The organism is Bradyrhizobium sp. LTSP857 (assembly GCF_000938285.1).
Taxonomy (GTDB): domain Bacteria; phylum Pseudomonadota; class Alphaproteobacteria; order Rhizobiales; family Xanthobacteraceae; genus Bradyrhizobium.
Genome location: NZ_JYMS01000047.1, coordinates 149,659 through 168,451, shown reverse-complemented (window position 1 = coordinate 168,451; position 18,793 = coordinate 149,659). Strand labels below are relative to the sequence as shown.

At 64.1% G+C, this 18,793-nt stretch carries 16 protein-coding genes and 1 pseudogene; 10 read left to right on the top strand and 7 right to left on the bottom strand.

Going from position 1 to position 18,793, the window contains the following annotated elements:
• Nucleotides 1–1,240: hypothetical protein (locus UP06_RS32565; protein WP_045007798.1), on the top strand; the 1,240-nt coding region annotated here is incomplete at its 5' end.
• A 297-nt stretch (nucleotides 1,241–1,537) separates the two neighbouring features.
• Nucleotides 1,538–1,690, top strand: coding sequence for a hypothetical protein (locus tag UP06_RS41200; RefSeq protein ID WP_156163377.1), 153 nt, complete (start codon nucleotides 1,538–1,540; stop codon nucleotides 1,688–1,690).
• Nucleotides 1,691–2,149: 459 nt separating this feature from the next.
• On the opposite strand, the gene UP06_RS32560 is transcribed toward UP06_RS41200, so the two are convergent.
• Nucleotides 2,150–2,425: a hypothetical protein gene (locus tag UP06_RS32560; RefSeq protein ID WP_502691302.1), complete on the bottom strand. Its 276-nt coding sequence runs from the start codon at nucleotides 2,423–2,425 to the stop codon at nucleotides 2,150–2,152.
• Between the two features lie 267 nt (nucleotides 2,426–2,692).
• Complete coding sequence (locus UP06_RS32555; RefSeq protein WP_045007796.1) at nucleotides 2,693–2,938, bottom strand: hypothetical protein; 246 nt, start codon at nucleotides 2,936–2,938, stop codon at nucleotides 2,693–2,695.
• Between the two features lie 146 nt (nucleotides 2,939–3,084).
• On the opposite strand from UP06_RS32555, the gene UP06_RS32550 reads away from it, so the two are divergent.
• Nucleotides 3,085–3,510 (top strand): DUF5413 family protein, encoded by a 426-nt coding sequence (locus UP06_RS32550; protein WP_045007795.1) that lies wholly within the window; start codon nucleotides 3,085–3,087, stop codon nucleotides 3,508–3,510.
• Nucleotides 3,511–3,571: 61 nt separating this feature from the next.
• Nucleotides 3,572–4,126 carry a DUF4112 domain-containing protein gene (locus UP06_RS32545; protein ID WP_082081769.1) on the top strand — a complete coding sequence of 185 codons (555 nt, stop codon included), beginning with the start codon at nucleotides 3,572–3,574 and terminating at the stop codon, nucleotides 4,124–4,126.
• An 80-nt stretch (nucleotides 4,127–4,206) separates the two neighbouring features.
• Here the strand turns inward: UP06_RS32545 and UP06_RS32540 are convergent, their stop codons facing one another.
• The 4 genes from UP06_RS32540 to msrA form a co-directional block, all read right to left on the bottom strand.
• Nucleotides 4,207–4,500 carry a hypothetical protein gene (locus UP06_RS32540; protein ID WP_045007794.1) on the bottom strand — a complete coding sequence of 98 codons (294 nt, stop codon included), beginning with the start codon at nucleotides 4,498–4,500 and terminating at the stop codon, nucleotides 4,207–4,209.
• A 214-nt stretch (nucleotides 4,501–4,714) separates the two neighbouring features.
• Nucleotides 4,715–4,879 (bottom strand): DUF3309 family protein, encoded by a 165-nt coding sequence (locus UP06_RS32535; protein WP_082078715.1) that lies wholly within the window; start codon nucleotides 4,877–4,879, stop codon nucleotides 4,715–4,717.
• 120 nt (nucleotides 4,880–4,999) lie between these two features.
• On the bottom strand, nucleotides 5,000–5,419 hold the full coding sequence (msrB, locus tag UP06_RS32530; RefSeq protein WP_045007792.1) for a peptide-methionine (R)-S-oxide reductase MsrB: 420 nt from the start codon (nucleotides 5,417–5,419) through the stop codon (nucleotides 5,000–5,002).
• A 44-nt stretch (nucleotides 5,420–5,463) separates the two neighbouring features.
• On the bottom strand, nucleotides 5,464–6,168 hold the full coding sequence (gene msrA, locus UP06_RS32525; protein WP_045007791.1) for a peptide-methionine (S)-S-oxide reductase MsrA: 705 nt from the start codon (nucleotides 6,166–6,168) through the stop codon (nucleotides 5,464–5,466).
• Between the two features lie 260 nt (nucleotides 6,169–6,428).
• Here msrA and UP06_RS32520 point away from each other — a divergent pair.
• Nucleotides 6,429–8,110, top strand: a pseudogene (locus tag UP06_RS32520) (caspase family protein).
• A gap of 94 nt (nucleotides 8,111–8,204) precedes the next feature.
• Here UP06_RS32520 and UP06_RS32515 read toward each other — a convergent pair.
• The gene (locus tag UP06_RS32515) at nucleotides 8,205–9,320 is read right to left on the bottom strand and encodes an ATP-dependent DNA helicase (protein ID WP_045007790.1); all 1,116 of its coding nucleotides are present in this window, start codon (nucleotides 9,318–9,320) and stop codon (nucleotides 8,205–8,207) included.
• Nucleotides 9,321–9,547: 227 nt separating this feature from the next.
• On the opposite strand from UP06_RS32515, the gene UP06_RS32510 reads away from it, so the two are divergent.
• From UP06_RS32510 to UP06_RS32490, 5 genes are all read left to right on the top strand, one after another.
• Nucleotides 9,548–10,615, top strand: coding sequence for a helix-turn-helix domain-containing protein (locus UP06_RS32510; protein ID WP_245305606.1), 1,068 nt, complete (start codon nucleotides 9,548–9,550; stop codon nucleotides 10,613–10,615).
• An 84-nt stretch (nucleotides 10,616–10,699) separates the two neighbouring features.
• A complete protein-coding gene (locus tag UP06_RS32505) occupies nucleotides 10,700–11,947 on the top strand; it encodes an acyltransferase family protein (RefSeq protein ID WP_045007789.1) in 1,248 nt (415 codons plus the stop codon).
• Nucleotides 11,948–12,075: 128 nt separating this feature from the next.
• Nucleotides 12,076–13,281, top strand: coding sequence for an LLM class flavin-dependent oxidoreductase (locus UP06_RS32500; protein WP_045007788.1), 1,206 nt, complete (start codon nucleotides 12,076–12,078; stop codon nucleotides 13,279–13,281).
• 222 nt (nucleotides 13,282–13,503) lie between these two features.
• Nucleotides 13,504–14,295, top strand: coding sequence for a helix-turn-helix transcriptional regulator (locus UP06_RS32495; RefSeq protein WP_045007787.1), 792 nt, complete (start codon nucleotides 13,504–13,506; stop codon nucleotides 14,293–14,295).
• Between the two features lie 332 nt (nucleotides 14,296–14,627).
• The gene (locus tag UP06_RS32490) at nucleotides 14,628–18,545 is read left to right on the top strand and encodes an autotransporter outer membrane beta-barrel domain-containing protein (RefSeq protein ID WP_045007786.1); all 3,918 of its coding nucleotides are present in this window, start codon (nucleotides 14,628–14,630) and stop codon (nucleotides 18,543–18,545) included.
• Nucleotides 18,546–18,793: the final 248 nt, after the last annotated feature.

Below are 18,793 nucleotides of genomic sequence, written 5' to 3'. Positions count from 1 at the left end.
CCGCCCGCCTCTCGGCGGCGACGATCAGGGCGATGCCCAGCGTCCGCCGCGCGCTCCGCGTTTCGACGCGCCGCGCCAGCCCGGTCCGCCGGCACCCCCGCCGATGCCGGAGCCGCCTGCACCGCCAGCCGGACGCGATCGCTCCCCCGGGCGCCGTCCGTCGGATGGCGGACCGCCGCCGGCCCCCGGCGTACGCGGCTTCCGCGACATTACCGCTGACGTCAATGATCTCGGCGGCGCCGCCGCGCAGGCCAACCGCGCCGCGCGCCGCACTTACGCCAACGTGCCTTCGCCCTCGCCGGAATTCGACCGGCTCGAGCCGAGCCTGGAAAACCGCGCGGCCGAACCTGACGCGCCCTATTCGTATGACGAATCGATGGAGGAGGCCGAGCGCTATGCGCCGCGGCAGCAGCCGTCGGGGCGCCCGCACATTCCCGTGCTCGGCCGCGATGCCAAGAAGCCCAAGCGCGCCGGCTCGATCTTCCCGTTCAAGAGCGCGATCGCCGTCGGCATCGTGCTGATCCTGGTCGGCGCCGGCATCCTCTGGGGCAAGTCGCTGGTGCAGACCGCGACCAATTTGTTCAAGTCCTCGCCCACCCAGGTGGTGGAGGCGCCGAAGGATACCTCGCAGCCGCAGAGCAAGCCCAAGATTCCGGATCGCGTCGGCCAGCCCTCGGCGAGCGACCAGCCGGCCGCGCCGGTGGCGCAGAAGGTCGTGCTCTATGACGAGGATCCGTCCGATCCGAAGGGCAAGCAATATGTCGGCTCGGTGGTGTGGCGGCTGGAGCCGATCAAGGCCTCGGGCAACCAGAAGGCCGACGTCGCCGTGCGCGCCGACATCGAGATTCCCGATCGCAAGTTCAAGATGACGATGTCGTTCCGCCGCAACACCGACTCGTCGCTGCCGGCGAGCCACACCGCGGAGCTGACCTTCATCCTGCCGCCGGATTTTCCGGGCGGCAGCGTTTCCAACGTGCCGGGCATCCTGATGAAGTCGAACGAGCAGGCGCGCGGCACGCCGCTCGCCGGCCTCGCGGTCAAGGTCACCGACGGCTTCTTCCTGGTCGGCCTCTCCAACGTCGACGCCGACCGCGCCCGCAACGTCCAGCTCCTGAAGGAGCGTTCCTGGTTCGACGTGCCGCTGGTCTACGCCAACCAGCGCCGCGCCATCATCGCCATCGAGAAGGGCGCCCCAGGCGAGCGCGCCTTCAACGACGCGTTTGCGCAGTGGGGCGACTAGGACTCACCACCCACGTCATGTCCGGGCTGCCGGCGAAGCGCGCGGACTCCATCGGGCCGCGCGCTGAAGTGCTATCTTGAATCCGAACCGATTGGATTCTCCGGGGAGCCGAGCCCGGAACCGTTCGAGCCGATCGGTTGTCCATTTGCGGAGTGGCCGACACCGACACCGGCTCCGCTGACAGAGCCTGACGACGCGCCTGCCGCTGGCGCGGAGTTCGAACCGTTGATGGCCGAGCTTCGCTGAGCGGCCGTCGTTGCGCTGGGGCCGACGGCAGGATCGGAGGGGACGAAGTAATTGGTGGCTTTCCTTGGCGTGCTGATCGCGCCTGAGGTGCCCGTCGTCGTGCTGCCTGTCGTCGTGCTGCCTGTCGTATCGGTGCTGCTCGATGTGGTACTTCGCATGTTGCCGCTCGGTCCGCTGAACGAACCTGTGCTGGGCGCACCGTAACTCCCGGCACCGTACGCACCCGCACCATACGCTCCCGTCGACCCGGTGCTACCCGTGCCGCCCGCACCGGCCCCGGTTCCGCCCGCAGCTCCGCCAGTCCCCTGTGCAAGAGCCGGCGCGCAAACGCCGACCACAGTGAGTGCGACCAGCATTCCAAGTTTTCGCGACGCCATATTACGCTCCGTTGATCTCCCAATCCGCATAATGCCGACGCCCCCGACAATGTTTCGCGCGGGACGCGCCGGCTTGCGGCGAAAGCTGGGAATCTTTCCGGCCATCGTGTGAAAGAGCGGCGTCTTGCCGCGCCATCATCGCCATCGGGAAGGGCGCTCCCGGCGAACGCGCGTTCAACGACACCTTCGCGCAGTCGGCGAGTGAGCCGCGCGCGTGAATGATGTTCACCTCTCCAGGGGAGAGGTGAACCAAGCTCTCAGCGATCCAACCGAAATTAAACCGGTACTATTGCGCGGCCGCTTCCCGCTTGTGCGTCGCTGCGGCGGCCGCTGCCTCGCGGTCCATCACGGCGCGACAGCCGGGGCTGACATTCGCCTTGTTCCGCACCATGCAGGCTCTGATGCGCGGGATGTCCGGGATTTCGCTGGAGCACAACCGCATCGCGTCGCCCGAGCACATCTGCTGTGCTTCGGATGAGAAGGCGAGGCTCGGCGAGGTCTGGAATGCGATGGCGGCAGTGGTGAAGGCGAACAGCGTCGCGATGGTCTGGTAGCGTGTCATGAAGAATGCGTCCCCGAGTTCCGTGGGCTTGAGCCGCTTGGTTTTGGGGCGCCGCACGCGGCTTGATTTGCCGCATGTCACAGCCTTCACGCAAGGTGAACCCTGCGTGTGGTCGCTCGATCTCTCGTGATGTTCGAATCGAAAAGTGCTGCGCCGCCCGAGTGAATTATGCGCCATTGTCAAAGAGCTGCAATGGGCGGCGCGAATGAATTTGCAATTGTTGCGCGTCCGTCACGCACAATGCGGACGTGCACTCACATGCCGATCTTACATTCCGTGGCTCTCGAACACCTTGCTGCACGATCTCGACAGCTTGGCGCGGTTGGCTTGCAGGCAGCCCTGGATCGCGCCGTCATTGCCGAGGTCCTTGCGGCACAGCCGCGAGGCATCGCGCGAGCAGGCATTCTGTTCCTGCGGCGTGCCCATGTGGCCTTGCGCGAGAACGGGCGCGTTCGACAGGCCGCCGAGGGTCGTCAGTGTGATCGTCGCCAGGAAGAACAGTTTACGAGACATCGGCGGCTCCAAAATTTGACAGGTCAATTTCAAGTCCTGTCTGAACTCGTCGTTTTGCCACTTGTTCCCCCAAACAGCCCGCAACCCCGCTATTCAAGGTTCCCGCCGCGCTGCTATAAAAGCCGCCAGGCTGTGAGGAGTCCTTGATGAAACGCTATCTGGTGTTTGCGCTCGTCGGTCCGTTCGTGGGCGGGTTCTTGCTGCTGCTGACGACGACCTACCAGTCCGGCTACTGGACCCAGACCAATCTCGGCGAAGTCGGCAAGCTCTTCGCAGTGTTCTTCAAGACCCTGCAATACAGCTATCTGTTCGGCTTCCTGCCGTCGCTGATGATCGGCGCGGTGGACGACATCCTGCTCCACATCAGGCGGATCGGGCCGGTGCTGCGGATGCTGCTGGTTGGCATGTTCGCCTTCATCCTGGCCGCGCTGACCTACAGCTCGCGCGGATCGGATTCGGGCGCGGTGCAGTTCATCCTGTACGGCCTGGTCGGTTTCGTGCCGGCGGTGCTGTCATCCTGGCTCGTGCACCGATATATCGAGGAGCCGCTGCCGGCTCCCGCGGCGACCTGAGCGCGCGACCTTCGGCCGCTGCGCAGCAACCTCCGGCGCGTTGGCGCGTTTCCTCCAGGCCATGACCATGTCCGACGACGATATTCTTGCTCCGCGCCAATCCCGTTCAGGGAGCCGTTCGCGCGCCAATTTCGCGGGCGGCGAGGCGCGCGGGCCGATCATCGACCAGGACGGCCGTGAGATCCGGCCCGAGACGCTGGAGCAGGGATTTCGCGAGTTTCGTTTCGAGTTCGGGCAAGGACTGGGCAACGGCAACCCGTTCGGCAATCTGACGCGGGAGCAGCGGATCGCGCGGCTCGAGGCGCTCGCAAAGCTGCTCGACGTCGCCTTCGTCCTGCCGGGCACGAATATCCGCTATGGCATCGACGGGCTGATCGGGCTGATCCCCATTGTCGGCGATATCATCACCACCGCGATCTCGCTGTGGCTGGTGCGTGAGGCGCGCGCATTGGGCGCGCCCTGGTACCTCACCGCGCGGATGCTCGGCAATGTCGCGGTCGACGGCGTGGTCGGCATGGTCCCGCTCGCGGGCGACGCCTTCGACGTGATGTTCCGCGCCAACATGCGCAACGTCCGGCTGTTGCGGCGCTGGCTCGACAAGCAGCCGCGCATCTGAGCCATGCTCAAAACGCGAAAAGCGCGACGGCCGTTTGGCCATCACGCTTTCAGCGCACATCGAAGGCTTTGCGAAAAAGTTTACGCCGCGTCGGCGTCGGCCTCTGCGACCGGCTCGGGCTTGCGGTGGCGCTCCAGCGGGAAGGCTTCGCTCTCATACAGCGAGCGGATGCCGTTCTGGTCGAAGCGCGCTTCCTCCACCTGGAGATAGGCCCCGTTCAGCGAATCCGTTGGCAACTGCTCCATTGCGAACTGCACGGCTTCGGCCGCGGTGCCGAACCGGCGATAGGTGAACCCTGCGCGCTTCTTCTTGCGGATCGCAGCGGGGAAGAGTTCGGCGGAGGTGTTGAAGTTGAACGGACGCAGTGGACGCATGGTCAAAGACCTCGTGATCTTCTCTGGGGCTTTAAGCGCGTGGGGTTTTGGCGGGCGGAGGCCACAATCGGGTGGGCCCGCCGCACACGTCATTTTCGTCCTCTAATATAGGCCGTTTTGACAAAAATGCGACCCCTGTGATGGGAGATGATGAATCCACGCATGGCAGGTCCGCAACTGCCGTAATACAAGTTATTTCAATAACTTAAATGGTTTAAAGTTTGCCAAGGAGCAGCAGCACGATCAGCACCACGAGCACGACGCCGCCGATCCCTATGCCGGAATGGCCCATGCCGTAGCCATAGCCGCCGATGCGGCCTGACATGCCGCCCAGCAGATAGATGATCACCAGGATGATCAGGATGGTCCCGAGTGACATGGCATCCTCCCTGGCGGCCGCCGAAATGCGATGACCGGCCAGACCGCCAGAGAAGAAAAGCACATCGCGCCGCCGGGTTCCATGTCGGAACCGGGCGGCGCGCCAAGTGTGCTCGAATATTTATTTCGGCTCGAGCTTCAGCGAAGCCGAATTGATGCAGTAGCGCAGGCCGGTCGGTCCGGGGCCGTCCGGGAAAACATGGCCGAGATGGCCGCTGCATTTGGAGCAGAGCACCTCGGTGCGGACCATGCCGTGGCTGACATCGTGCTCTTCGTCGACATGGCTCTCGACGGCGGGCTGGGTAAAGCTCGGCCAGCCGCAGCCGGAATCGAATTTGGCATCGGACTCGAACAGCACGTTGCCGCAGCCAGCGCAGACGTATGTGCCGGCGCGATGGTCGTGCTCATATTCGCCGGAGAAGGGACGCTCGGTCGCCTTCTCGCGCAGCACCGCGTACTGCATCGGCGACAATTCCTGCCGCCACTGCTCTTCGCTCTTGATGACCTTGTCGTCTGTGGTTTTCGTCTTGGTGTCGGGCATGGGTCTCCCGTTTCTTGATGATCTTGTTTTCGGTGATGTTGCGATCAGTTGGTAGCCTTGCTGGCGCTGACCAGCGTCGGCTTTTCAATATAGTTATCCGCGAACAGTTTTTTCAGGTTCTCGACCTTCGGGATGTCGTTGTAGGCGATGTAGGGCTGGCTCGGGTGCAGCGTCAGATAGTCCTGATGATAGGCCTCCGCCGGGTAGAACGCCTCCAGCGCGCCGACCTTGGTCACGATCGGCTTGTTGAAGACCTTGGCGCCATTGAGCTGGGCGATATAGGCCTCCGCGACCTTCTTCTGCTCGTCGGAGGTGGTGAAGATCGCCGAGCGATATTGCGTGCCGCTGTCGGGGCCCTGGCGGTTGAGCTGGGTCGGGTCGTGCGCCACCGAGAAGTAGATCTGGAGGATCTTGCCGTAGGAGATCTTCTTCGGATCGTATTTGATCTCGACCGATTCCGCGTGGCCCGTCGTGCCGGACGAGACGGTGTGATAGTCGGCGGTCGCCTTGGAGCCGCCGGCATAGCCGGAGACCGCGTTGACGACGCCCGCGGTGTGCTGGAATACGCCCTGCACGCCCCAGAAGCAGCCGCCGGCGATCACGGCGGTCTGGATGCCGCTCGCGGGCGCCGCGTCCATTGCGGGGGCGGGAATGACGACTGCGTCCTCCGCGGCCCGGGACGGCACGGCAAAGGCTAGCGTCAGGGCGGTGGTGGCGGCGAGCAGGGACAGGAGGGCGGGGCGGCGCATGGCGGATCCTCTTTCGGAAGGGCTGACAGTCTAGGGCGGCTGAGGCCGGGCGAACAGCCTGCCCGGCGGCTCTTTCGGTTACCTGAGATACGGGCGCAGCCCGCGAATGTTACGCCGGGACGGACACGAGTCTGTGAAAAACGCCGCCCAGGATCGTCCGGCTGCGGTCCGGCTTGGCGGGATGAGGAACTCCGGGCTAGATGAACCCGCGCGATCGCTGATCGACTTAAAAATGTGGTGGCTGGAGCTGATCTGACAACATGCTGCGCGTCATTCCCCTGACATTCGTCATACTCGTCTCCGGCGCCGCGATTGCCGCGGCCGAGCCGGCGACGACCTCGCCACCTGCCGCGACCGCCAGGTGGAGTTGCAGGCGCGCGCGACCGCCTGCGAGAATCTGCTCAACGCGGACCGGGTCACCGGCAAGGACAAGGCGGTCGCGCTCACGGTGCGCGGCAATACGATGATCAACAAGCGTGACTATGTCCACGCGATCGAGACCTTGTCGACGGCCGCCGGTCTCGATCCCGACAATGTCTTTACGCTCAACTCGCGCGGCCTCGCCTATGAGCGCACCGGCCAGGACGACCTCGCGCTGGCCGACTACAACCTCGCGCTCCAGAAGCGTCCAACCTACGGTGTTCCCTACAACAATCGCGGTGTCATCCAGCTGCGCCACGGTGCGCTGCAAAGCGCGCTCGACGATTTCGGCCTGTCGATCAAATTCACGCCCAAGTTCCTGCTCGGCTGGACCAATCGTGCCCGCGTGCGCACGCTGATGAAGGATTACGACGGCGCGATCGCCGATTTTGCGGAGGCCGAGAAGATCGATCCGACCGCGCAGCAGATCGCCGGTAACCGTTGCACAACCTACGGCATGATGGGCCAGTACGATCTGGCTTTCGCCGACTGCAACGGCCTGATCGAGAAGCAGCCGAAGAATGTCTACGCGATCAACAACCGCGCCGACGTCTACTTCATGAAGGGCGACCTCGATGCCGCGCTGAAGGACTACAACACGGCTCTTCAGATCAACCCGAACAATATCCGCGCTCATTCCGGCCGTGGCCAGCTCTATGAGCGCAAGAAGGATCTCGCCCAGGCCCGCGCCGACTACCGCGCGGCGGCCTATTCGCTGACCAAGTTCGACGAGCTCGACGTCGCGCGTGCCCGTGCCATCGCGCAGGAGCGGCTCGCCGCGTTGATGCCGCAAACGCCAGGGGGCGCACCCAGCGGGCGCCGCGTCGCGCTGGTGATCGGCAACGGCGCCTACAAGAATGTCCACGCTCTGCCCAATCCGCCGCGCGACTCGAAACTGATCGCGAGTGTGCTGCACGATGTCGGATTCCAAACGGTGATTTCGGCCACTGATCTGACCCGCGACAAGTTCTTCGACGCGCTGAAGACCTTCGCCGACGAAGCCGAGAAGTCCGACTGGGCGGTGGTCTATTACGCCGGCCACGGCTTCGAGATCGGCGGGGTCAATTACCTCGTCCCTGTCGACGCCAAGCTTGCCGCCGACAGGGACGCCGAGACCCAGGCGGTCGCGCTCGAGCAGGTGATCGCCGCCGTCGGTGCCGCGCGAAAGGTGCGTCTCGTGATCCTGGATGCCTGCCGCGACAATCCGTTCGCGCCGACCATGCAGCACACGTTGTCGCTGAAACTGGTCGACAAGGGTTTTTCCAACATCGAGCCCGGCGCCGGTTTCATGGTGGTCTATGCCGCCAAGCACGGCGAGACCGCGATCGACGGCGACAATGGTGCCGATAGCCCGTTCTCCACCGCGCTCGCCCGCGAGATCAAGGAGCCGCGCGTCGAGATCCGAAAGTTGTTCGACATCGTCCGCGACGACGTCTGGACCGCGACCAAGCACGAGCAGCAGCCGTTCACCTATGGCTCGCCGCCGGGACGGGAGGATTTTTATTTCGTGGCGGGGAAGTGAGATCTCGTAGCCCGGATGCAGCGTAGCGAAATCCGGGAATCACGGTCGCGGAGCTAACCCCGGATTGCGCTGCGCTCCATCCGGGCTACGACACCTAAACCACAATGCTCAGCCGCTTCGCCGCGCGCGTAATCCCCGTGTACAGCCACCTCGCGCGGCTCTCCTGGAACGCAAAGCTCTCGTCGAACAGCACGACGTCGTCCCATTGCGAGCCCTGCGACTTGTGCACGGTCAGCACATAGCCGAAGTCGAACTCGTCATAGGGTTTGCGCTGCTCCCAGGCGATCGCCTCGACGCCGCCCTCGAAACAGTCGGCGCGCACGGACACCTTCGTCACCTTGTGCCCAAGATCCTCGTCAGGCGACAACCGCATGCTGAGGATGCGCGATTTGGAGCGTGAGGTGTTGCGTGATTTCACGCGCCACAGACCGCCGTTGAACAGGCCCTTCTTGCGGTTGTTGCGCAGGCAGACCAGCTTGTCGCCGGCCACCGGAAACTGGTCCTCGATGTTCTGGCGCTGGCGGAAGCGGGTGTTGTAGGCGCGGCGGGTGTTGTTGCGGCCGACCAGGATCTGGTCGGCGCTCATGACGCGGTCGGGGTCGAGCTCTTTGCGCGATACCACTTCGCTCTCGCCGTAGCGGCCGATGTCGAGCTCGCGCCCCTCACGCACGTCCATCGACATCCGCACGATCGGATCGTCCTGGGCCTGGCGGTGCACCTCGGTCAGCATCGCGTCGGGCTCGGTATTGGTGAAGAAACCGCCGCCCTGGATCGGCGGCAGCTGCGCGGGATCGCCTAACACCAGCAGGGGGCAATCGAACGACATCAAATCGCGGCCGAGTTCGGCGTCGACCATCGAGCATTCGTCGATCACGATCAGTTTTGCTTTCGAAGCCGGCGCGTCGTCCCAGAGCTCAAAGCTCGGCTGCTCTTCGCCGGATTCACGGGCGCGGTAGATCAGCGAGTGGATGGTGGAGGCGTCGTCGCAACCCTTGTTGCGCATCACCAGCGCCGCCTTGCCGGTGAAGGCGGCAAACTTCACCTCGCCGTCGACGCCGTCGGCGATGTGCCGCGCCAGTGTGGTCTTGCCGGTGCCGGCAAAGCCGAACAGCCGGAAAACCGGCGGCGTGCCATTGCGGCCGGGCTTGGCCTTGAGCCAGTCGGCAACGGCCTTGAGCGCGGCATCCTGATGCGGGGTGAAAGTGGCCATGTCTGTCTTGAGGAGGAGCGAAATCGAAGCGATTCGCCATCCCCCGAAACTAACCATTCCCCCTGCCGGTTCAAGCGGGGCCGGCCAGGCGATGCCGGCTGGACCGTCACCGCAAGTTTAGATTGTACCGATACGGGGCCGATGCGAACATTGAGATCGAGCGGAGAATAAATATCGTGAGCGGGCTGACGGCGATCGATCTCGGGTTTCGCGGCGCGGCGAGCGGCGTGTTCCTGCTGATCGTCCTCGTGGCGCTTCAGCGCCGGGCCGTCAATCAGAACGCTTATCTCGGCATCGCCATGTGCGCCTGCGGCATGTTCTACGCGATCGTGACCGCGCCGTTGTTTCCCAAAGCGTTCTGGTGGTGGACCTTGCCGATCCTGTCCTCGCTCCCCGCCGTCTTCTGGTTGTGGGCGCGCGCCGCGTTCGACGACGATTTCGTGCTCAGGCGCTGGCACGGCGCTCTGTGGCTGGCGATCGTGGCCTGGGGATTTGCAGTGTCGCTGGTCTGGCCGCACTGGCCCGCACTGGCCAAGGGCGGCGGCAAGGTCCTGGCGGCCGTGGCCCTGCTGCTGGCACTCTCGGCTGCGGTCCAGACGGTCAAGACCTGGCGCGTGGATCTGGTGATGCGGCGGCGCCGGCTGCGGCTGGCGGTGCTCGCCATCAATGTCGTAACCATCGCCCTCGTCGCCGTTGCGGGCTTCGCCGATATTCCTGTGCTGGCGCCCGGCGCGTCCGGCAGTCTGCCGACCGCACTCAGCCTTTTCGTGATGGCGACGCTCGCGGCCCTGGGCGTGCTCAGTTCGCCGGTGGTGGCCGTCAGCGACGCCACGGCCGCGATCGCATCCGGCGATGCGGGGAGGCCGGCTCGTGTCGCCGCGGAGCGGGTCGTCGTCGACCCGATCCTGCTGCGGCGTCTCGACCATCTGATGACGGTGGAGCGAACCTACCGGCAGGAAGGTCTTGCGATCGGCGCGCTGGCGGCACGGCTCGACGTTCCCGAACACCGGCTGCGTCAGGCGATCAACGAAGGGCTGGGCTATCGCAATTTCAACGCGTTCCTCAACCACTACCGCATCGAGGATGCCAAGGTGGCGCTCTCAGATGTGGCGCAACGGGAGGTTCCGGTGCTGACCATCGCGATGGACGCAGGCTTCCAGTCGATCGGACCTTTCAACCGCGCTTTCAAGGCCGAGACCGGCATGACTCCAACCGAATTCCGACGCGAGGCCTTGAGCCGGCTGGAAACCGATCGCCCTCTCGAAATCAGCCCGCCGCGCCGAGAAATCGGCTAGCCGATTTCTGGATTGGGCGAGAGAGCCCTGATACGATCGGGCAGATTGTTGGAGAGAAGCTTCTCCAGCAAGCCGAGCCCGCCCATGCCCCGTTTGATCGCCGCCACCCCTGCATCAGAACGGCTGCACGCGCTCGATGCGGTCAGGGGTTTTGCGCTGCTACTCGGCATCGTCCTGCACGCGACATTGTCGTTTGTTCCAGCCCCGACCCGGTTCTGGATCATTCAGGACACACATCAAAGCCTGCTGCTGGGTCTGCTGTTCTTCGCCATCCACGTCTTCCGGATGACGACGTTCTTCCTGATGGCCGGTTTCTTCGCCCGCATGAGCTTCCATCGCCGCGGACATTGGGCCTTCGTCAGGGACAGGTTGCAGCGGATCGGGCTGCCGCTCGTGGTCGGCTGGCCGCTCGTGTTTACGCCGATGGTTCTGGTGATCATCTGGGCCTCGGGCTTTCCGAATGGAGGTCCGATCCACCGTACGTCCGGCTGGCTACCGGCACTGCCGAATTTCCCCCTGACCCATCTCTGGTTTCTCTATGTGTTGCTGGAGCTTTATGCCGCCATGCTTCTGCTCCGTGGCGCAATCGTCTGGCTCGATGCGTCCGGCGCCTGGCGCGCGACCCTCGATCGGCTTGTCGCACGGATCATGCGAAATCCGCTGGCGCCCGTGATCCTGGCGATCCCGATCGGCATCGCCTTCAGCCTCGACCCAACATGGATCAATATGATGGGCGTGAGGACGCCGGATCAGTCGCTCGTCACCAACCTCCAGGCCTGGATCGGCTTCGGCACCGCGTTCGGCTTCGGCTGGCTGCTGCATCGGCAGGTCGACCTGCTGCGGATCCTGGAGCGGCGCTGGCTGTGGAATCTCCTGCCGTCTGTCGGCCTGATCCTGATCGGTTTCGTGCTGGCCGGTGTGATGACGTCTGCGCCGGGTGCGCCAAGGCTGCCGATGAGCTCCGACACGCTGAGGCTCGTCTCTGTCGTCCTGTATGCGCCGGCGATATGGACGTCGACATTCGCGGTCATCGGCCTCGCGCTCCGGTTCATGTCCGGGTTTAGTCCAACCCGGCGCTACCTCGCCGATGCGTCCTACTGGCTCTATCTGATCCACATGCCGATCGTGATGGCGTTGCAGGTCGCGGTGTCGCAACGCGACTGGCCCTGGCCGATCAAGTTCGCAACCATTCTCGCCATTGCGCTTCCCCTGATGCTGGCGAGCTATCATTTGCTGGTGCGCTTCACTTTCGTCGGCGTGGTGCTGAACGGGCGTCGCGCACCACGCGAAGCGGCGCCCGCTGCCGTGGTCACAGGCTCTGCCGCGCCATAATGCCGGGCGTTCTCCCGCGCAGCGGAATTGCGCTTCCGTAGACAGCGCCGCCTCACGCATTAAGATGCGCGCAACAAAGAATAATGCGGGCAAGAAAACTTGCAGGAAAAATTGGGAGAGATGGCGTCATGAAGTTCGGCATCTTCTATGAGCTGCAACTGCCACGGCCCTGGGTCGCCGGTGACGAGCTCAAGCTCTACCAGAATGCGCTCTCGCAGCTCGAGCTCGCCGACAGGCACGGCTACGACCACGCCTGGGTCGTCGAGCATCACTTCCTCGAGGAATATTCGCACTCGCCCTCGCCGGAATCGTTCCTTGCCGCCGCGAGCCAGCGCACGAAAAACATCCGGCTCGGCCACGGCATCCTCCAGCTCACCACCAACCACCCGGCTCGCGTCGCCGAGCGCGTCGCGGTGCTCGACCTGCTCTCGAACGGTCGCTGCGAATTCGGCATGGGCGAGAGCGCGTCGATTACCGAGCTCGAGCCGTTCGGCCGTGACATGGAGACCAAGAAGGAGGTGTTCGAGGAGGCCGTCGCCGCGATCTTCCCGATGTTCAAGGACGCGGGCAGCGAGCATCACGGCAAGTATTTCGACATCCCCTTGCGCAATGTGGTGCCCAAGCCGGTACAGAAGCCGCATCCGCCGTTGTGGATGGCCTGCTCGCAACTGCCGACCATCGAGCGTGCCGGCCGCCACGGCTTTGGCGCGCTCGGCTTCCAGTTCGTCAGTGCAGACGCCGCGCACGCCTGGGTGCACGCTTATTACAATGCCATGACCAAGCGGCTGCACAAATTGGCCGACTACGAGATCAATCCGAACATGGCGCTGGTGTCGTTCTTCATGTGCGCCAAGACGGATGAAGAGGCACGTGCGCGCGCCGACGGCGCCACCTTCTTCCAGTTCGCGCTGCGCTTCTATGGCGCCGCGCAGAACCGCCAGCGCCCCGCGCCCTACACCGTCAACATGTGGGACGAGTACAACAAGTGGAAGCGCGACAACCCGGAGGCGCAGGAGGCGGCGCTGCGCGGCGGCCTGATCGGCTCGCCGGAGACGATCCGCAAGAAGCTCAAGCGCTTCCAGAGCTCGCATATCGACCAGGTCATCCTCCTGAATCAAGCGGGCAAGAACAGCCATGAGCACATCTGCGAATCGCTCGAGCTGTTCGGTCGCGAGGTCATGCCGGAGTTCCAGAACGATCCGGCGCAGGTCGCCTGGAAGCAGGGCGTCATGAGCGGCGAGATCAAGCTGGAAGAGATCGACACCCAGGCCTTCACCGACCGCTACGGCAAGCTCGCGGTCAGCGTCGCGCCCGCGAAGGCCGCGGCGGGGTAGCGCTCCGTCGGACATGGGCCCCGGCTCAGCAGCGCACCGTTTCACGCTGCGCTGCGTCCGGGGCACGAGACTAGCTAACGACGCGCATTCTCTCGTGTCCCGGACGCGCTGCAGCGCGTAGCGATGCTGCGCAGAGCCGGGACCCAGAAGCGGCTTGGCTGTCTTTCTCGATAGTCCCCTTACTGATATCGTCCGCCAAAAGAACCTTGGCGGAGGAAACCCATGCGGCCCCACGCGATGGCCTCAAATCCGACGGCAGGCGATGTCACGCCCGCAGTGCTCGCGATCGGCTGCCCCGATTTTCCAAACATCCTGATCGACACGTTGCGCCGGCAGGCTGGCGTCGGTCATTGCATGGTGTTTGCGCTGACGCGCGCCGGGGAGGCGAGCTGTCTGCTCGATGCCGGCAACATTCCGACCGGCAGCGATCTCGGTGCGGCCTATGCCGGCCAGTTCCACGAATCCGATCCCAATCGTGATGCGCTCTTCGAAGGCGAGGGCAGCGCGCGCCCGATCATGCTGCCATCGTTCGCGCCGCGCATGTATGGCGCCCGCTACCGGAAAATCTTCTTCAACGACTCGGACATCGTCGACAAATGCGCGACAGCGATCTGGACTGGCGACACCTGCTTCTATGTCAACTTCTACCGCATCACCGCCCAGGGCCGTTTCGCCGACGCCGAGCGTGCGCGGCTGCAGGCCATTGCGCCTGCGATTAGCGCAAGCGTCGCGCGTCATTTCCAGCAGGCGGCGACCGCGACGTCCGACCAATCCCTCGCGGCGCTGTTTGCGATGCGCGCGCCACTCTCCGCGCTGACGCCGCGGGAGCAGGAAGTATGCCGCCGTATCCTGCTCGGCTTCAGCTCGGAGGCGATCTCACAAGCGCTTGGCATCAGCCTGCATTCGACGCTGACCTACCGCAAGCGCGCCTATGAGCGGCTCGGCATTTCCGCGCAGAACGAATTGTTTTCGATCGTGCTGGGCCTGCTCGCGGGGCCTGGTCGCCTGAACTGAGGGGTGCGCCAGGTCCGCGGTTCCCTGCTTCCGGGAGCAAGGCGGACACGCACCAAAACACTCGCATCTTTTCGAAGTTCGTGAGCTTCACGCAACCACGTACGAGAGGCTTACATAAGTGCGTCTGCGACGCCATAACGCGGGCCGAAAATCATCACCACAACTTCTGCGACACAATCTAAATAATATTCACCCAAACATTGATCGCGTCCGATACGTTGATTCCTGAGCCTTGGCACCAGGCTTTAGGTTATTTGCGCCGACGTAGAATACCGAGACGCACATTCCATTTTCACGTCTGAAACTGTGGATCCTCTTGCTCGGGGGCAGGAATGATGTGCGCCTTTACGCGATCTCTCAGGCAGGGCCTGATCACCGCGAGTGCGACCATTTCGCTGGTTGCCGTGAGCTGCGGCTGCGTCTTGGCGCAAGCATGTCCTTCGCCGGCTGTCGTCAGTAACACGCAATGCACCGTCCCACCCGCCACGATCATCAATGTCACTCCTGCTGGTGCGACAGGCCTCACCGCATCTGGCACGTCGGGCGCGATCACTGCGAACGGCATCACGCTGAACCTTGCTGCCGGCAGCACGATCACCACGACCACGGGAGCGCTGGCGCAATCGGGCAGCACGATCAATTTCAATGGCAGCACGTTGCAGACGACATCGACCACGACTGCGACGTCCGCCAATCATCTCGGCCTTCGCGCAACCGGCGCCGGCAGCACGATCAACGCGACTGGTTCATCGGTCACGCTCGGGCCGCCAAACGGAACCACGACCGCGAACAACATGACCGGCGTGGCCGCCGACACCGGCGGCAGTGTCGTACTCCAAAGCACCAATGTTTCGATGCTCGGCGGCGCTGCGGGCCTCAACAACAACGCTCTCGTGGCAACCGGCGTGGGCAGCCAGATCTCGTTCTCGGACGGAGCGATCACGACAAAGTCCAGAACGTCCTTCGGCGCTTTCGCGCAGGGCGGCGGCAGCATCACCCTCAACGGCGCCACCGTGACGACAACGGGTGCAGGCACGGCCGTCATCGCCGGCAGCCACGCATTGTTCGCAACCGGCTCCGGCAGCCAGATCAGCGGCAGCAACGATACGATCAACGTATCCGGCCAGCAGGCGAGCGGCGTTCGCGCGGAGAGCGGTGGCACGGTGTCGCTTTCCAATAGCTCCATTACGTCGACGAGCGTAGCCGCCGCCGACACGGATCCGTCCTCCGCGGCTCGCGCCCTGTCAGGCGGTGTCCTGCAATTGACCGGGGTCACGATCAACGCGTCGGGACAACGCGGGCACGGCTTCTCGGTGCAGGACGCAGGCTCGCAGGCGACGATCACAGGATCCGACATCACGGCAAGCGGCGCTCGAGCCAGTGGCGCCTTTATTTTCAGCGGGGGGCAGGCCACGATCTCCAACAGCAGCATCTCGGCGACGAGTACGGCGTCCGGCGGCAATGCCGTCCTGGTCCAGGATGCCGGGTCTTCCGTCACCATCACCAATTCCATCTTGCGAAGCACGAGCCCGGTCGGCTTCGGACTGCGGGTCAACTCCGGGGCATCTGCAACCATGACCGGAGGTTCATCGACCACGGAAGCTCGTGATGCATCGGGGCTTTTCGTTGCGGGCGGAATGCTCACCGCGACCAATGTCGCCGTGACCACATTGGGCAACGACAACTCCATCGGCGCGCTGGCAGACCTCAACGGCCAGCTCACGCTCAACGGCGGATCTGTCACGACGCACGGGGATGCCGTGCGGCTATCCTCCTTCCCTCATGCTCTCGCTGCTCGCAACCCGGGTGCCATTCTGACGGCGATCGGCACCACCATCATCACGACGGGAGCAACTGCAATGGGAGCGGTCGCTGACGATGGCGGGACGGTCATCCTGAGTGGAAACGCCATCACGACGCATGGCGAGAGGAGCATCGGCCTGTTTGCCGTGACGGAACAGGTCGGCGCGCAATTCCCGGCAAATCTCACGGCCACGTCGATCACGCTTGAAACGTTCGGGCTCAATGCGCATGGCGTCACCGCCCAGGCGCGCAACGACGCCCCCGTGGAGAAGGCGCTGGCCACCATCAACGCGTCATCGGTCACGACGCATGGAGACGGCGCCGCCGGATTGCGCGCCGTGCTCGGGGACTACGGTACAAGACCAATTACAGGCCGTGGTGAAGCGGCCGTGGTTGCCAACAGCAGCACGGTCCTGACCGAGGGCGTTTCCGCCTACGGGGCGCTCTCCCGCGACAACCCGACATCGGTCACGATGAACCAGACTTCGGTGCTCACGACTGGCCTGTTCGCGCACGGATCGGTCGCTGATGCCGGCGGCCTGATCGTCGGCAACAACTCGACCATCACAGCCCAGGGCGGAAATGCGGCCGCCTTCTACGCCGTGGGCACGCCGGCAGCGGTCTCCACCGGTCTCTTCACCAACACGAACCTTCTCAACACCAGCGGTCCGACGATCGGCGTCGCCGGATCCGGAAACGTGTCGCTGACAAATTTATTCGCGGGCGGCAGCAGCGAATGGCTGAGGGTGGGCACCTCCGTCAATTTCCCGCCGCTGACGGCGGTCGAGCTTCCGATCTTCGGCGTGCCAGATCCTGACGCGCCCGATACGCCGCCGCCGTTCACGCTGCCGCCCCCGACTGTGTCGGCCCCGACACCGGGGCTCGCCAACGTCACGCTGACGCATTCGACCGTGGTTGGCGCTGCGACGACGCTGCCCGGCAGCGTGTCGAACGTCACGTTGCTGGACAACTCCACCTGGATCATGACCGGCAACTCCAACGTGACCAATCTGGTCAACGATCCCAGCCTGATCCAGTTCACACCACCCGTCGGCGACCCCACGCTGCTGTCGAGCTACAAAACGCTGACAACCGTGAACTATCTCGGCCTCGGCGGCGTGATCGGCCTGAACACCTTCCTGGGTTCGGATCCTTCGCCATCCGACCGGCTGGTGATCGACGGCGGCAATGCCAGCGGATTCTCCCCGCTCCGCATCGCCAACACGACCGGCAAGGGCGATCTGACCCATGGCAATGGCATCCTTGTCGTCGATACGATCAATGCCGGCACGACCGTGCCGGCGACATTCGCCCTCGCGGCCCCCGTGGTGGCGGGACCTTACGAATACGGCCTGTTCCGCAGCAGCGTGGACGCCAGTAATCCGGATGCCTGGTATCTGCGCTCCACGCTCGACTGCACGCGCGAGCCCACCAATCCGGCGTGCCAGCCAAACCCGCCGGTTCCGCTGCCGCATTTCCGCGTCGAAACCTCGCTCTATGCCGCGATCCCGTCCATGGCGCTGCTCTACGGCCGCACACTGCTCGATACGCTGCACGAGCGGGTCGGCGAGGAAGAAGATCAACGTCGACGGCCCGACTCCGAGAACGGCAAACTCGGTTGGGGCCGGATCATCGGCGTGAGCGGCCATCAGAGCGGCGATGTCATCGGCGTGCTGGGCTCCGGTCCGAGCTACAACTACACATTCCTCGGCCTTCAGGCCGGCATGGACGTCTATCGCCATGATCGCCCTGACGGGTCGCGCGATCAGGCCGGCGCCTATTTCGCGATCGGCGGGGATCAGGGGCGCGTCACCCACATCGATAGCAGTCAGGGCAACAGCAATTTCAGCGCCTATACGCTGGGCGGATACTGGACACATTTCGGCACCAGCGGCTGGTACACCGACGCGATCCTTCAGGGCACCTTCTACGACATCAACAGCTCCGCGAACCGTGGACTGCCTGCATTGCGCACCGGCGGGCAAGGCGCGGCCGCGTCGATCGAGGCCGGCTATCCCTTCAAATTTTCCAGCGGCTACTTCATCGAGCCGCAGGCGCAGATCGTTTATCAAAACATCCACATCAATGATTCCAGCGATGTTGCTGCGCAGATACGCTTCTCCGACGTCGACTCGCTCGCCGCACGGATCGGCGCCCGGTTCGGTCGCACCTGGACGTTGGACAGTAGTCTGCAGACCATCACCGCCTGGATCAGGCCAAATCTCTGGAATGAATTTTTGGGGAGCCCCATCACTTCGTTCTCATCGGAGACCGGCCTTGTTCCGTTCCACGCGGATCTCCGCGGACTGTGGGGCGAAATCAATGTTGGCGTCAGCGGCCAGGTGACCGCGTCCACGACGCTGTATGCCAACGCATCCTATTCCAGCCGGTTCGACAGCGGTGGATTCGCCTACACCGGAAAGGCCGGTGTGCGCGTGAGCTGGTAGACACCGGGCCAAGCGGACCCGCCATTCTGCCCGCGCTCCGTGATCGTCGCCTGGTGGTCCGAAGCGGAAATGCCGCCAATTAAAGAAGAAATTGACGAAACAGGCGGTTGGCACAAACTGCACATCCCAGCAGCCGGGATAGAGCTATTCTTGTGCTGTGGCGACCCCGCCACGTTTGCCCATGCGCTTTGATGCGCAGACACCATGTGCAGGCGTCTCTCGGACGGTGATGCTCAACCATGTCAACA

Coding starts and splice junctions, on each gene's coding strand:
- UP06_RS32560 (WP_502691302.1), bottom strand. CDS start 2,425: ATGACACGCTACCAGACCATCGCGACGCTGTTCGCCTTCACCACTGCC.
- UP06_RS32555 (WP_045007796.1), bottom strand. CDS start 2,938: ATGTCTCGTAAACTGTTCTTCCTGGCGACGATCACACTGACGACCCTC.
- UP06_RS32550 (WP_045007795.1), top strand. CDS start 3,085: ATGAAACGCTATCTGGTGTTTGCGCTCGTCGGTCCGTTCGTGGGCGGG.
- UP06_RS32545 (WP_082081769.1), top strand. CDS start 3,572: ATGACCATGTCCGACGACGATATTCTTGCTCCGCGCCAATCCCGTTCA.
- UP06_RS32540 (WP_045007794.1), bottom strand. CDS start 4,500: ATGCGTCCACTGCGTCCGTTCAACTTCAACACCTCCGCCGAACTCTTC.
- UP06_RS32535 (WP_082078715.1), bottom strand. CDS start 4,879: ATGTCACTCGGGACCATCCTGATCATCCTGGTGATCATCTATCTGCTG.
- msrB (WP_045007792.1), bottom strand. CDS start 5,419: ATGCCCGACACCAAGACGAAAACCACAGACGACAAGGTCATCAAGAGC.
- msrA (WP_045007791.1), bottom strand. CDS start 6,168: ATGCGCCGCCCCGCCCTCCTGTCCCTGCTCGCCGCCACCACCGCCCTG.
- UP06_RS32515 (WP_045007790.1), bottom strand. CDS start 9,320: ATGGCCACTTTCACCCCGCATCAGGATGCCGCGCTCAAGGCCGTTGCC.
- UP06_RS32505 (WP_045007789.1), top strand. CDS start 10,700: ATGCCCCGTTTGATCGCCGCCACCCCTGCATCAGAACGGCTGCACGCG.
- UP06_RS32500 (WP_045007788.1), top strand. CDS start 12,076: ATGAAGTTCGGCATCTTCTATGAGCTGCAACTGCCACGGCCCTGGGTC.
- UP06_RS32495 (WP_045007787.1), top strand. CDS start 13,504: ATGCGGCCCCACGCGATGGCCTCAAATCCGACGGCAGGCGATGTCACG.
- UP06_RS32490 (WP_045007786.1), top strand. CDS start 14,628: ATGATGTGCGCCTTTACGCGATCTCTCAGGCAGGGCCTGATCACCGCG.